Origin of the sequence: Ruegeria sp. THAF57, assembly GCF_903914075.1 — a bacterium.
GTDB lineage: Bacteria > Pseudomonadota > Alphaproteobacteria > Rhodobacterales > Rhodobacteraceae > Ruegeria.
On sequence record NZ_CAIWNQ010000012.1, the window covers coordinates 46,536 to 60,604 of the forward strand.

General features: G+C 57.0%; 9 protein-coding genes and 2 pseudogenes. 7 read left to right on the forward strand and 4 right to left on the reverse strand.

Going from position 1 to position 14,069, the window contains the following annotated elements:
• Positions 1–61: 61 nt before the first annotated feature.
• Positions 62–1,699 (reverse strand): NAD(P)/FAD-dependent oxidoreductase, encoded by a 1,638-nt coding sequence (locus RUESEDTHA_RS20055; protein ID WP_009804217.1) that lies wholly within the window; start codon positions 1,697–1,699, stop codon positions 62–64.
• 115 nt (positions 1,700–1,814) lie between these two features.
• Complete coding sequence (locus tag RUESEDTHA_RS20060; RefSeq protein WP_017468330.1) at positions 1,815–2,717, reverse strand: alpha/beta hydrolase; 903 nt, start codon at positions 2,715–2,717, stop codon at positions 1,815–1,817.
• A gap of 287 nt (positions 2,718–3,004) precedes the next feature.
• Here RUESEDTHA_RS20060 and RUESEDTHA_RS20065 point away from each other — a divergent pair.
• Positions 3,005–4,032: pseudogene (locus RUESEDTHA_RS20065) on the forward strand (IS110 family transposase).
• A gap of 324 nt (positions 4,033–4,356) precedes the next feature.
• A pseudogene (locus RUESEDTHA_RS20070) lies at positions 4,357–5,105 on the forward strand (IS5 family transposase); the annotation flags it as partial.
• Here RUESEDTHA_RS20070 and RUESEDTHA_RS20075 read toward each other — a convergent pair.
• Together RUESEDTHA_RS20075 and RUESEDTHA_RS20080 are read right to left on the reverse strand one after the other, a co-directional pair.
• Entirely contained in the window at positions 5,093–7,132 is a 2,040-nt protein-coding gene (locus tag RUESEDTHA_RS20075; protein WP_040609072.1) for an FAD-dependent oxidoreductase, read from the reverse strand. The pseudogene RUESEDTHA_RS20070 and the gene RUESEDTHA_RS20075 sit on opposite strands and share 13 nt — an antisense overlap.
• 8 nt (positions 7,133–7,140) lie before the next feature.
• On the reverse strand, positions 7,141–8,586 hold the full coding sequence (locus tag RUESEDTHA_RS20080; protein ID WP_084658595.1) for an NAD-dependent succinate-semialdehyde dehydrogenase: 1,446 nt from the start codon (positions 8,584–8,586) through the stop codon (positions 7,141–7,143).
• Positions 8,587–8,766: 180 nt separating this feature from the next.
• Between RUESEDTHA_RS20080 and RUESEDTHA_RS20085 the strand changes: the two genes are divergently transcribed.
• Genes RUESEDTHA_RS20085 through RUESEDTHA_RS20105 form a run of 5 tightly spaced genes read left to right on the forward strand, consistent with a single transcriptional unit; the run spans position 8,767 to position 14,046 of the window.
• The gene (locus RUESEDTHA_RS20085; protein WP_009804224.1) at positions 8,767–9,561 is read left to right on the forward strand and encodes an IclR family transcriptional regulator; all 795 of its coding nucleotides are present in this window, start codon (positions 8,767–8,769) and stop codon (positions 9,559–9,561) included.
• A 15-nt stretch (positions 9,562–9,576) separates the two neighbouring features.
• Positions 9,577–10,737, forward strand: coding sequence for an acyl-CoA dehydrogenase family protein (locus tag RUESEDTHA_RS20090; RefSeq protein ID WP_007120593.1), 1,161 nt, complete (start codon positions 9,577–9,579; stop codon positions 10,735–10,737).
• 18 nt (positions 10,738–10,755) lie between these two features.
• Complete coding sequence (locus RUESEDTHA_RS20095) at positions 10,756–11,910, forward strand: iron-containing alcohol dehydrogenase (RefSeq protein ID WP_007120592.1); 1,155 nt, start codon at positions 10,756–10,758, stop codon at positions 11,908–11,910.
• On the forward strand, positions 11,910–13,112 hold the full coding sequence (locus RUESEDTHA_RS20100; RefSeq protein WP_007120591.1) for a CaiB/BaiF CoA-transferase family protein: 1,203 nt from the start codon (positions 11,910–11,912) through the stop codon (positions 13,110–13,112). The genes RUESEDTHA_RS20095 and RUESEDTHA_RS20100 overlap by 1 nt, the downstream gene beginning before the upstream one ends.
• 52 nt (positions 13,113–13,164) lie before the next feature.
• A complete protein-coding gene (locus tag RUESEDTHA_RS20105) occupies positions 13,165–14,046 on the forward strand; it encodes an AraC family transcriptional regulator (protein WP_232272173.1) in 882 nt (293 codons plus the stop codon).
• The last annotated feature ends 23 nt before the right edge of the window (positions 14,047–14,069 follow it).

The window sequence follows — 14,069 nt, forward strand, 5'->3', positions numbered from 1 at the left end:
GAGTGTTCATGAACAAATTTAATTGTTTCCGCCGGGTTTTCTTAATGCCCGACGGAATTCTTTACACCTTCTCGGCAGTGCGGTCGCGGATCAGGGATGTATAACCTTCCTCCTTAACCGCACTAATGGCATTGCGATAATTGCCAATCCCGGCCATGTAGAACATCACCGCATTCTTCTTTCCGGGGATATTTGCGCCGAAGATCCAGCTTTCAGCTTTGGGGAAGAGTGTCATGTCGGCGATTTCACGGCAGGTGCCAACCCAAGCGTCGCGCGCCTCCACGGTTGGCTCCACACTTTGAACCCCCTCTTCTTCCATTGCGCAAATCGTGTCAGCGATCCATTCAACTTGCGTCTCAATGCTGGGGGGCAGGTTAGTGAAGGGGCCATTAGGGCCAAGGATCATGAAGAAGTTAGGGAAGTCTACCTCCATCATGCCGAGGTAACCGAGTGGGCCTTCCTTCCAAGTGTCGCGCATGGTCACGCCTCCGCGTCCGCGGAGGTCCATTTTGACGTAATTGCCGTCGACCGCATCGAAACCAGTGGCAAAGATTACGATGTCAAGCTCATGCTCCTCGCCGCTTTCGAGACGAATGCCGTTCGGAGTGAACTCTGCGATCGGATCGGCCTTCACGTCGGCGAGGGTCACGTTGTCTCGGTTGTAGACCTCGTAATAGTTGTTTCCGCAAAGCGGGCGCTTGGCGTAAAGGTCCTTCGGCGTCAGTTTCTCTGCGACCTTGGGGTCCTTCACGATTTGCTTGATCTTGCCCTTGATGAAGTCAGCGGCCGCATCATTGGCCACTTGGCTGGTCGCAATATCGCAAAAGGTGCCAAACATGAAATAGAAACCACCGCCGCGCTGCCAGGCGGCTTCGAAGACCCGCTCCCGTTCCTCGGGCGAGGCGGTTTCGGCGGGTTCGGCGCTTTCTTCGAAGCCGAAGGCCACAACAGAATTCTTCACTTGATTCCAGATATTATCGTAGTTCGCCTTTTGCTCGGCGATGGTAGCATCGTCTTGCGGGGTGTTCCCAATCGGCACGACATATTGTGCAGAGCGCTGAAAAACAGTCAGGTGTTTTGCAATTGGTGCCGTTGCAGTGATAACCTGAACACCCGTCGAGCCGGTGCCGATAATGCCCACGCGTTTGTTGCTCAAGTCCACTCCCTCGGGCCAGGCACCTGTGTGTAAGATACGGCCTTTGAAATCATCGATGCCCTTGAATTTTGGAACATTCGTTGCGGACAAGAGACCGAGGCCAGTGACAAGGTATTTTGCGGTAACTGTCTCACCACTATCAGTGATCACGTTCCAGAGACCGGTTTTTTCATTATAGTGCGCGCCATCCACTTTGGTGTCGAACTTGTAGCTGCGTCGAAGATCGAGATGATCCGCTACCTCGTTCATGTATTCGAGGATCTCGGGCTGGGTCAGATACCGGGTTTTCCAGCGGCCTTTTCGAAGCAACTCTTTGTCAAAAGAATAGCGATAGACATAGCTTTCCGTGTCTGACAGCGCACCGGGATATCGGTTCCACCACCAGGTGCCGCCAACGTCACTGGCGCTGTCATAGCCCCGGACGTTCAGTCCCTGCTCGTTGCGAAGTTTGTGGACAGCGTAAAGCCCGCCGAAGCCCGCGCCAATGACGACTGCGTCAAAATCCGCTCCGACCGTTTTAGTATTCTCAGTCTGAATGTTCATATCACTCCTCCCAGAGTAAGACCGCTCCGCCCCGCAGATTGCGGGTGAGATGCTAGATGAATGTTTCGTAGGGGTTTGTCTCGCACCGCACCGCAATGCAGTGCGAGTACAGGTCTCAGAGGGCCCGATACCATGCGGCGATGCGACCAAGTTCCTCGTTTGCCTCGGGCGCGCGTCCCGAAAGCGCGGGAAAGACATGCTGCATGCCTTCGACGATAGACAGGGTCACGTTTACGCCCTGTGCCTTGGCCTTTTCGTGCAACCGTTCGGCATCGCTCTTAAGCGTCTCGGCCCCTCCGGCATTGATATAGAGCGGCGGGTAACCGGTGAAATCGTTCTCCAGCGGGTTGGCCAACGGATTAAGCGGATCCGTGCCTTCACCGAGGAACATCCCCGCCATCGCTTCGAGGATCGGTTTGCCGACTAGCGCATCGGTTTCCGCGTTGGTTTCCAGTGTTTCCCCGCGCATCGCCATGTCGAGCCAGGGCGAATAGGCGATGACCGCTCCGGGCAGTGGCAACCCAAGTTCGCGTAACTTCAGCACGCTGGCGATGGCAAGATTGCCGCCAGCACTGTCGCCAGCCGTCAGAATATTTCTTGCCTTGAAACCCTTATCCAGCAGCGCTTTGTATGCGGCTACTGCATCTTCGATCTGCGCCGGAAATGGGTGCTCGGGTGCGCGCCGATAGTGCAGGATCACCGACGTAACCCCAAGCACCTTAGCGAGGTGCCCTGCCATTTTTCGATGACTATCGGCTGAGCCGACGGCAAAGCCGCCACCATGAGTGTAAACAATTACACGCGAGGTATCTGCCCCGGCTGGTAGGGCCCAGATAGCCTCAACTCCTCCGACATGATCGCTTTTGTAGCTAACGTTTTCCGGCTCTAGTGCGGGCTGCCCCCATTCATCGAACATGCTGCGCAGGTTCGCGATCGTCAGGTCTGGGTTCTCGACCATCTGATCGGTCCAATTCTGATAAAGCGCCCGCAGCGTATCCGCTTCTCTACTGATTTCCATGTTTATCCTCCCAAGCATAACATTTGGCAAAGCCACCAACTGACGTCGGCAATCTCGAAGACGTCAAACGGTCAACGGCATACGCCAATTATCTCAGAGTAAGGGCGAAAAATGCGCCATGTATTGAACAATCCTGCTTTGGAAATAGTATGATCGTGCTCAGCCTGTCGTGAGGCAGATATGCCCGTTACTAGGCTCTGTTGATGGCGTGGATACCCCCTCCCGACGGCATCGCAATGTGCCACTATGATGAGCGTTAAAAGCCATCACAGAAGGAAGGAGCATCTATGTCCGAAATTAAAATTATCGGTGTCGACTTGGCAAAGCGCGTTATCCAGTTGCATGGTGCGTACAATGATGGGTCAGTCGCGTTTCGCAAAAAGCTTTCACGAGGCCAGTTTCTCGCGTTCGTGGCACAGCAACCCAAATGCATGATCGCCATGGAGGCGTGGCCACGGCGTATGGCTGGGGCCGCGAATTTGAGAAGCTGGGGTGCGACGTGCGGTTGATACCGCCGGTCTATGTGAAGCCGTTCGTCAAACGCCAGAAGAATGATGCGACCGATGCAGAGGCCATCTTGGAGGCTGCATTGCGTCCAACCATGCGCTTTTTCGCAGTGAAGACGGAAGATCAGCAGGCCCGTGCCATGCTGTTTCGCACGCGGCAGATGTTTGTCGGCCAGCGCCCCCAGATGATCAACGCTTTACGCGGCCACCTCGCCGAACACGGATTGGTCGCGGCCCGCGGGCCTGCCCATCTCAAGCGACTCGCGGACGCAATCGCAGGTGATGACACCGCGCTGCATGCTGAGGTTCGTGACCTCGGCCGGATGTATCTGGGGCAGATTGAGGGGCTGAATACGCGTGTTGCAGAGCTTGACGCGAAGATGCGATGTGCCGCCAAGAAAGCCGACTTGGTGCGCCGAACACAAACCATGCCGGGCGTGGTTCCTGTCACGGCGCTTGCGATCGAGACATTTGCCCGTGACCTGGCCACCTTCCGGCGCGGGTGCGATTTTGCCGCCTGGCTTGGGCTTGTGCCGAAGCAGCACTCGACGGGCGGCAAAGCCCGGCTCGGGAAGACCTCGAAGATGCGACAGCGCGACTCCGGACACTCTTGGTCTCTGGCGCTATGGCTGTCCTCCAGGCTGTCGAGCGGTTTGACACACCGAATAATGGCTGGCTGAAACGCCTACTAACCCGCAAGCCGCGCATGGGTCGCCGCGATTGCGCTGGCCAACAAGATGGCGCGTGGCCTCTGGGCCATCATAATGAAACAAGAGGATTACCGGAATCCGGTGGCGGCGATGGCATAGCGAAGACGGCATGCCACGACGTCCCGGTAAGTTGGGAGTGTGAGGAGGTCACTGAAAAGTAAGGGCAAAGGATCGATCAGATCCGGGTCAGAGAAAGCAGCATTTGTGCAGGAGCCACCGAGCTCGGTTTGTTGATATGCCTCTGGTCCGCGCATCGCCATACCGGCCCGCGGTTACATCAGCGCCGCACACAGAGGCCTGATACATGACCGCACCCGATCACACGCTCGCGCCGTTCAAAAAATCACTTGCACCAATGGGGGCATGCATGCACAAATCCCGTGTCGGACTCATCTTATGAATCCAGCGTGGTAGCTGAGGTGCATGAGCAGACCGACAACCCCGACATACAAGACCATGAACTGGCCCGCTTATAACGAAGCGCTCAAGCGCCGTGGCTCGCTGACGATCTGGTTTGACCCCGAGATGAGCTGGGAGGCCGTGCCGACAGGCAGAAGAGTTACAGCGACGCCGCGACCCAGACCTGTCTTTCGATGAAGGTCCTGTTCGGCATGGCCTTGCGACAGGCGACCGGGTTCGTCGAGAGCCTGTTGCGGCTGATCGGTCTCGACTGGACGGTGCTCGACTTCAGCACCCTGTCCCGGCGCCAGAAGACCCTGGCCGTGAACATCCCGTATCGCGGCTCCAAAGGGCCGTTGCACTTGTTGGTGGACAGCACGGGGATCAAGCTTGAAGGTGAGTGGCATGCCCGCAAGCATGGCGGCCCCAAGCGACGGGTCTGGCGCAAGATCCACCTCGGGATCGACGAGCAAACGTTGGAAGTGCGCGCTGTTCAGATCACCGGGAGCCACATCGGTGACGCTCCAGTGTTACCCAACCTTCTTGAACAGATCCCGGCAGACCAGCAGTGTCACGGCTGACGGTGCGTATGACACACGAAAATGCCAGGACGCGATTGCGGACCGTGGCGTCCACGCCGTTATCCCACCAGGTAAGAACGCAAAGTCTTGGAAGACCATCACCGCCTAAGCCGCGTCGAGACGAAGATGCACTGTGTTAAGTTGCTGGGGCAGCGCCTTATGGCGCGGGACTTTGACCGTCAGGTCGCGAAAACCCTTTCTAAATAACGAGGCACCCTCCAGTCGCAAGGGTCCTCTTTGACAAGCGCGCTAAACAGCGCGGTCAACCGATCCTTGCCGATATTTTTGGCGTGGTGCATCAGGCCTCCCCGCCAGCGGGGAAATCCGTAGCCGTGAATCATTACTAGGTCGATGTCTTGCGGTTTTTCTGCTACGCCTTCGTCAAGGATATCGCAGGCTTCCGCCACCATTGTGAGCAAGAGCCTTTCTACGATTTCGTCAGCTGAGAACTCGCGGCGAGTGAAGTTCATTTCTTCTGAGACACGGAGTATTTCGCTAGCGACCAGCTCCGAATGTGAGGGTTTGCCGTCTGGCCCATAGTCGTACCATCCGGCGCCCGATTTGCGTCCTAGGCGTTTGTGCTTTTCGACCAGCCGCTCGACCAAGGGCACGTGACCACAGCAGTTCCCTTCGGCAACTGCCTTGCGACGGATATTCGCGTAGGCGATGTCCAGCCCCGACATGTCCTGTGCAGCATATGGACCCATCGCCATACCGAATCCGCGCATAGCCGCGTCGATCTCGTCGACATTAGCCCCCTCCACCAGAAGGCGATTAGCGGCGCGACGGTAGCTCGACAAAATTCGGTTTCCGATGAAGCCATCGCAAACACCAGACAGTACCGGGATTTTACCAAGCCTGTGCGCCAGCACAAGTGCTGCACCTAATGTTCCGTCTGACGTTCGGTCGCTCCTGACGACTTCCAGAAGTTTCATAATATGCGCAGGACTGAAGAAATGCATCCCTACAAAGCGTGCCGGGTGTTTCAACCCATCAGAGAGCCGATTTACATCGAGATAGGATGTGTTTGTGGCAATGATGGTCTCGGGTGGCAGTGCGCCTTCGAGTTCGGTCAGGATCGCGGTCTTAACCGCAAAATCCTCGAAGGCCGCCTCGATTGCTAGATCGGTTGGTGGCAGAGCGTCATAGCCTGAGACCGTAACCAGCCGGTCTTCAACCGTCTTTGCCGCATCGACGGACAGAATACCGCGACTGATACCCTGATCAATCAGCTTTTGCAGGTTTTTACTGGCCCACTCGGCGGACGAGGCACTACGTTCGACGACAGTCACCGAGATCCCTGCGGTCGCCAGCGTGTACGCAATAGCTGCGCCCATATTGCCACCACCGACCACGATGGCGGTTTCAGCATCTCGGGAAGGTCGGGGGTAGGCGCGCCCCTTGTTGGTTGCGGTACGCTCGGTGAAGAAAACGTGCCTAAGGGCCCGCGCCTGATCCGAGGTACGAAGGTCCAAAAACGCAGAGCGCTCGCTGGCTAGTGCGTCGTGCAGCGGCGTCGTCGCACTGGTCGCGACTAGGTTCACCGCAACCTGCGGGGCATTCTGGCCAGGCATACGCCGCGCTACATGCGCTCGGGCGACTTCCGCTGCGACGTGGTTTGGCTTTGGTGAAGGAAGATTGTCGGGTGCCTGTGCCGCCTCAAGTACATCGTCATCGAGAGCTATGGCCGCGCCAAGCGGGTCATCGGCTAGCAGCTGGATCAGTCCCATTTTCAGTGCCTGCTCGGCGGAAACAGCCTTCCCGGTGACAATCATGTCAAGCGCAGCTTCAATACCGATAAGTCGCGGCAGTCTTTGGGTTCCCCCTGCGCCAGGCACGATCCCCAAGTTTACCTCTGGCAAGCCCAGTTTGGCAGAAGTTGAGGCGATGCGATAGCAGCAAGCCAGAGCAATCTCTAGTCCCCCACCAAGCGCAGCCCCGTTGATTGCTGCGATAGTAGGAATCGGGAGGTGTGCAAGTTGCATCAGCACATCATTTAGTTGTGGATCAACAGGCAACTTACCGAATTCCTTCGCATCCGCGCCCGCGACGAAGGTCGTTCCTGTGCCGGTGATAATCAGCCTGGTAGCCCCAGTTTCGAGGACTTTGAAGATACAGTGTTGTATTCCAGCCCGAACCTCCGCGTTGATTAGGTTAAGCGGCGAATTGTCTATGGTCAGAATTGCTGCGTCATTTGAGAAGCTTAATTCAACAGGCATGGGCATCCTCACAGCACTGGCGCGCGATTGCGCGAGATAAATTTGGTAATGAGATAGCCTTCGAAGGTTTCCGTCCCGCCTTCAGTCCCATAGCCGCTGTCTCTCACGCCTCCAAACGGAGTCTCGGGCAGAGCGAGGCCGAACTGGTTGATGCTTACCATACCTGCCTGCAAACCCGCAGCTGCTTTATCTGCACGCTCTAACGAATTGGTAAAGACATAGGACGCCAGCCCGAAGGGTAGCCCGTTGGCCCGCGACAGTCCGTCCTCTATGTCACGAAAAGACGAGACGACAGCAATCGGGCCGAAGGGTTCTTCGCGCATCAAGTCAATGTCGTCGTTGGGCGTATCGACGATTGTCGGGGCATAGAAGTTACCATGATTTCCAAGCCTTTTGCCTCCCGTCAACACCCGTGCGCCGTTTTCGCGGGCATCCTCGACGAGCTTTTCCATCGCATTCACGCGTCCGCGATGACACAATGGCCCCATCTGTGTGCCCTCGGTTAAACCATCGCCCACCTTTACGCTCTCAAATGCTGAAACTAGCTCGGACAGAAATCGGTCGTAGATGCCTTGTTGTACGTAAAACCGGGTTGGGGCGATGCACACCTGGCCTGCATTGCGCAGCTTGTTGCCCGCCAAGGCGCGCGCCGCGGCCGTGGCATCGGCGTCGTCGAACACCAATACGGGCGCGTGACCGCCGAGTTCCATCGTCGCCCGCTTCATGTGGCGGCCAGCCAATTCTGCCAGATGCTTGCCCACCTCGACCGAACCGGTGAAGGTGATCTTGCGCACCTCGGGGCGCGCAATAAGAGTTTCCGAAATGAAGGCCGCATTACCCCAGACAAGGTTCAGACAGCCTTCGGGCAAGCCTGCATCCAGCAGATAGCGCGCAATTGCCATGCAGCCCGCCGGAGCCTCTGCCGGGGCTTTCAAGATCATCGTGCAACCTGACGCAAGCGCCGCCGCGACCTTGCGTACCGCTTGGCTCAGCGGAAAATTCCAAGGCGTGATGGCAAGGCAGACGCCTATCGGTTCGCGCACGACAAGCTGCTGTACCCCCGGGCTGCGCGATGGAATGATGCGCCCATAAATGCGCCGACATTCCTCGGCGTGCCAGTCGACGTGGTCAGCTGAGGCGCGGACCTCAGCCAAGGCCTCAGCCAGCGGCTTGCCTTCATCGAGAGTGATCCAGCCAGCGATCAGTCTGTCATTTTGGCGCAGCAGGTCGGCAAACCGTCGCAAAATTGCACTTCGTTCCATGGGAGAGCTGTTTTTCCATCGGCGAAAAGCTGATTCGGCCGAGTGAACCGCATGGTCCAGATCTGCGGCGCTAGCCTGCGGAATCTGTCCGATAGTTTGCCCGTTTGCAGGGTTTATGACTGCACGATCCTCCGGCGTGGGAGAAGCGATCCAGTCCCGTCCGATGAGGTGCTGGATGGTCGGATAATTCATTTCTTTCATGGCGTTATGCCCTCGCTCAGTTGTGTCATCCGCAGGATCCGGCACGAAGGGGACCAGATGGACGACTTTAGTTTTCCGCATAGCGGAAAAGTTTACCACAGTATTGACGCGGACGTTATCGATCGTTTAGATGTGTTTCAAGACGCATAATTCTTCCCGAGGAGGGATGTCGTGAGACCAAGGAAAGACCGCACCAAGGACGCCGAGAGACAGGACCGCGATTTTGTCACGGCGTTGGCGCGCGGCTTGGAGCTGTTGCGGGCCTTTCGGCGGGAAGGGGAAGCTCTGGGGAATGGTGAGTTGGCCGAGCGCACTGGCCTGAGCAGATCGACGGTCTCCCGGCTGGCCTATACACTGAACAAGCTGGAATACCTCAGCTACGACCCGGATACAGCACGTTATCGACTGGCCCCTCCAGTGCTTTCGTTGGGTTTCTCCTGCCTTGCAGGGATTCCGCTGCGGCAACTGGCGAAGCCCTTTATGCAGGAGCTGGCTGATTACACAGGCATGCCGGTGGCCATGGCCAGTCGTGACCGGCTATCGATGGTCTATCTGGAGCGGTGCAAGGGCACTAATGCCGTCACGCTGGCGATCGAGGTTGGTGCCCATATTAAACTGGCCACGACCGCGGTTGGTCGCGCCTGCATAGCGGCGCACGACCCGGATGAGCGGGCCAGAATTCTGGCCCTTGTGGAGGAACATGAAGGCGACAACTGGCCGAATGTGCAGCCCGGAATCGAAGCAGCTATCGCAGACTACCAACAGCACGGTTACTGCACGTCCTTCACGGAGTGGAAACGTGATGTGAACGCTGTAGCGGTGCCCTTCGTGCCGAAGGACGGCTCACCCATTATTGCCTTCAACTGCGGTGGCCCTTCGCAAACCCTTACGCGCGACTGGATCGAAAGCGACGTCGCGCACCGCCTTGTCGATCTTGTCCGCCGCGTTGCGGCGGTCGCACCCTGAACAATAGAGAGCATCATGGCCCTTGATAAAGATACCCTTTCCCAGTTTCTCGACGCGCTCGACCGCTTCGTGAAAGAGCGACTAATCCCTTACGAGGATCGCGTCGCCGACGAGGATGTGATTCCGCCGATGCTGGTCGATGAAATCCGCATGATGGGCCTTTTCGGCATGTCGATCCCGGAAGATTTCGGCGGGCTCGGCTTGTCGATGATAGAGGAAGTGCAAGCCGCTTTCGTTCTTGGCCAGGCTTCGCCTGCGTTCCGGTCGCTAGTTGGCACCAACAACGGGATCGGCTCTCAGGGAATCATCATCGATGGAACCGACGAGCAGAAGGCGCAGTATCTACCAGCTCTCGCGTCCGGAGATATGATCGCATCCTTCGCCCTAACCGAGCCAGATGCTGGGTCGGATGCTGGCAGTCTGCGCACTACGGCGCGGCGTGACGGTAACGATTTCCTTCTGAACGGCACGAAACGCTACATTACCAATGCACCGCGTGCCGATCTATTCACGGTTTTTGCCCGGACCAATCCAGAGGCGGAAGGTTCTGCCGGCGTAAGCGCCTTTCTCGTCGAGGCAGGGACGCCAGGCATAACGCTTGGCCAGCCTGACAGGAAGATGGGGCAGAAGGGCTCGCACACATGCGACGTCATCCTTGACAATGTCCGCGTGCCTGCCGCGAACATTATCGGCGGGCCGGACCGTCTGAACAAGGGCTTTAAGACAGCAATGAAAGTCCTTGACCGGGGCCGACTGCATATTTCTGCCGTCTGTGTGGGCGCCGCCGAACGGCTGATCCGTGACAGCCTATCCTATGCGATGGAACGCAAACAATTCGGTGAACCCATCGCTGAAAAGCAACTGATCCAAGCCATGCTGGCTGACAGTCGCGCCGAGGCCTTCGCAGCGCGTTGCATGATCGAAGAAACAGCACGCCGCAAGGACGCTGGTCAGAACGTGTCGACTGATGCTGCCTGCTGCAAGATGTTTGCCAGTGAGATGGTAGGTCGAGTGGCCGATCGCGCAGTGCAAATCCACGGCGGTGCAGGATACATGGCCGAATATGCGGTCGAGCGCTTCTATCGCGATGTGCGTCTCTTCCGCATCTACGAGGGGACAACCCAGATTCAGCAAATACTGATCGCGCGGAATATGATCCGCACTGCAGCAGCTTAACAGGAGCGAAGACAAACTATGGACTTCAATTTCCTTTCCACCCCGAGGATCGTCTGCGAGAGCGGTGGGCTTGGCCGGATCGGCAGCCTGATGCAAGATTTGTCTTGCACCCGTGCGCTGGTCGTGACGGACCCGGGCATATTGGCCTGTGGTTTTGCGGACGAGGCAGCCGCCTCACTTAGGGCTGCTGGCATCGAGGTTGAGATTTTTCATAAAGTCGAAGCGGACCCCCCGATCGCTGTCGTCGAGGCCGCGGTAGAGGTCGCGCGGGCCTTTGGTGCTGACGGAATCATCGGACTTGGCGGCGGCAGTTCACTGGACACTGCCAAGGTCATCGCAGCGGCGGTAGCCAACGATCAACCGATTACGGACATGATCGGGATTAATCAGGTCACCGATAAACGCTTGCCACTGATCCAGGTGCCAACCACGGCAGGGACCGGATCAGAGGTAACATGGGTGTCCGTGCTGACTTCGGAAAGCCACGAAAAAAAAGCGGTATATGCACCGCAGCTTCTGCCTGACGTTGCCTTGCTAGATGCAAAGCTAACATTGGGAATGCCTCGTCACATCACAGCGGCCACGGCGTTAGACGCAATGGTTCACGCCATTGAGGCAGTAACCAGTCGCACCAGAAAGAATCCCATTTCCGATGGAATGGCGGACAAAGCGCTGGTGCTTCTCGGTCAGAACTTACCAATCGTCATGGAAACGCCTTCGGACCTGTCAGCGCGAGAGGCCATGCTGTTGGGGGCGACACTGGCTGGGATGGCCTTCATTAATGCCAGCGTGGGGGCGATTCATGCCTTGTCATACCCACTTGGAACAGGTTTCAAGGTTCCTCACGGGCACGCAAACGCTCTGGTCGCAGGACCAGTGATGAGGTTCAACATGCCCGTTGCAGAAGCTGAATATGCTCGTCTATCGCGGTTACTACTGCCCTCGCGGCCTTTCAACTCTGATGCGGCTGCGGCCCATGGCCTGATCGACGAGATGGAACGGATGCTAGTCGAAAGCGGACTTGAGTCTCGACTTTCTGGTGTCGGAGTGACCGAGGCAGCCATTCCCGGAATGGCTAATGAGGTCGTGACCGGTATCACGCGATTGCTGGAGACCAACCCGCGCGACATGACAGCCGAAGATGTGTCGCGCCTCTATCAGGAGGCGCTTTGATGGCTGGCTCATTGGACGGGATCAAGGTGGTCGACCTCAGCCGCGTGCTGGGCGGGCCTTACTGCACCCAAATGCTTGCGGATCATGGCGCTGAGGTCATCAAGGTGGAGCCGCCTCTGGGCGACGAGACCCGCAGTTGGGGCCCGCCTTTCAATGATGAACTCAGCGCTTATTTCTCTGGCGCCAACCGCAACAAGCGGTCCATCGCTATCGATCTGCAGCAACCGGAAGGGCGCGACCTGATTTTGCGGTTTCTTCAGGATGCGGATGTTTTAGTTCACAATTTTAAGTCTGGTACTCTTGAAAAATGGGGGCTTGGTTATGCTGATGTTCTCAGGGCACGTTTTCCTAGACTGGTACTCTGCCATGTGACTGGATTTGGTTCCGATGGCCCACTTGGCGGTTTTCCCGGCTATGACGCCGTGGTACAAGCTATGACGGGCCTCATGAGCATCAACGGCAATCCCTCCGAAGGCCCGACACGCATGGGTACGCCCATCGTGGACATCGGCACCGGTCTGATCGCCTGTAACGCTATTCTCGCCGCACTTTTGGAACGGGGCCGGTCCGGATTGGGCCAAGCCATCGAAGTGCCGCTATATGATTGCGCGATCAGCATGATGCATCCCCAAGCGGCTAATTCCCTCATGTCCGGACAGATACCAATGGCGACCGGCAATGGGCATCCAAATATCGTACCATACGACATGTTCGAAACAAGTAATGGCAAACTCTATCTGGCTATCGGTAACAATGGTCAGTTCGCAAAACTCTGTGACGTGCTTGGCCTACCTGAGGTGCCCTGCGATCCACGATTTGCCGACAATGCCGCGCGTCTTGCGCATCGGTCAGAGATGACAGAGGTCTTGTCAGAGTGCCTGGTGCAACATGACGCCTTCAAACTTGAGCCGGTGCTTTTGAAAGCTGGGATTCCCGCCGGAGTCGTTCGGAATGTGAATGAAGCGTTGGAGCATCCACACACCCGACATCGCGGCATGGTGGTATCAGTTGGCACCTACCGCGGCACCGGCGTGCCAGCACGCTTGTCGCGTACCCCCGGAGCGGTTCGCGCGGCACCGCCTCGCTTCGGGCAGCATAGTAGGGAGTTGCTTAGCGAGGCTGGACTGACAGAAGCTGAAATCGATAGATTGACTCAAGCGAATATCGTTCGAGAAGAACCGCGGATGCGCGAGACGACCTAAGCCGAAATTTCAGCTCAAGCGGACGATCGTGAAAAAGTTCAGGGAGGCCAAGATGGAAAGACTGCTCATATCACCGGACCGGATACCCGAATGGATTCCCGGCACGACTACGTTGGACAGTTCCGGGTGCAACTGGAACGGCATTACCCTGAAGGGCTATCGTTATGAGCGACAAGACGCGGCAATTCCCCCCATGCGCGACTATATGATTGTTGCATATGATGGCGCGCCAACCACTATGCGCCGCACGAGTGGCGGCCCATGGCAAAGCGCGCGCGTAGAGAAAGGTAGGATTTCCTTGCTCACGCGTGCAGAGGAATCCACTTGGAGTTGGTCCGAGCCTATCACGGTTAGACACGTCTATCTCAGTCACAGTGAACTCGAAAACACGGCCCTTTCGGTCTTTGATCGTGACCCGAAGTCCATTGAGATCAATGATTGTCTGTCTGCGAAGGACCCCTGTATCCTGAACTGCATCCAATTGCTAGAGAATGAGCTAAAGAACGGTGGAATCGGCCAGAGATTGATCATCGACGCCCTGCGCATCCAGATCGCCGTTCACCTTCTGCGTCAGTACGCCAAGGTCTCTTTGACCAGCGACGCAAACTCGAACTTCAGCCCTGCTCAAAGGCAGAGAATCATCGATCTCGTTGAAAGCTGCTTAGGTGAAAACCTCAGTCTGGAAGACATGGCCGCATCTATCGGTTTCAGCCAGTTTCACTTTTCGCGTCAGTTCAAGGCGGAGTTTGGGTTGGCACCGTATGCATATGTTTTGCGCAAGCGAATATCGAAGGCCCAGGAGATGCTGAGAAAGGGTAATGCCCCCCTGAAAGTGGTCGCGCTTGACTGCGGTTTTGCAGATCAGAGTCATTTTAGTCGAACTTTTCGAAAAATGACAGGCGCGACCCCCGCCGAATTCCGGCGCATGGCATAATGACCGGAAAACTATTCCTTCCT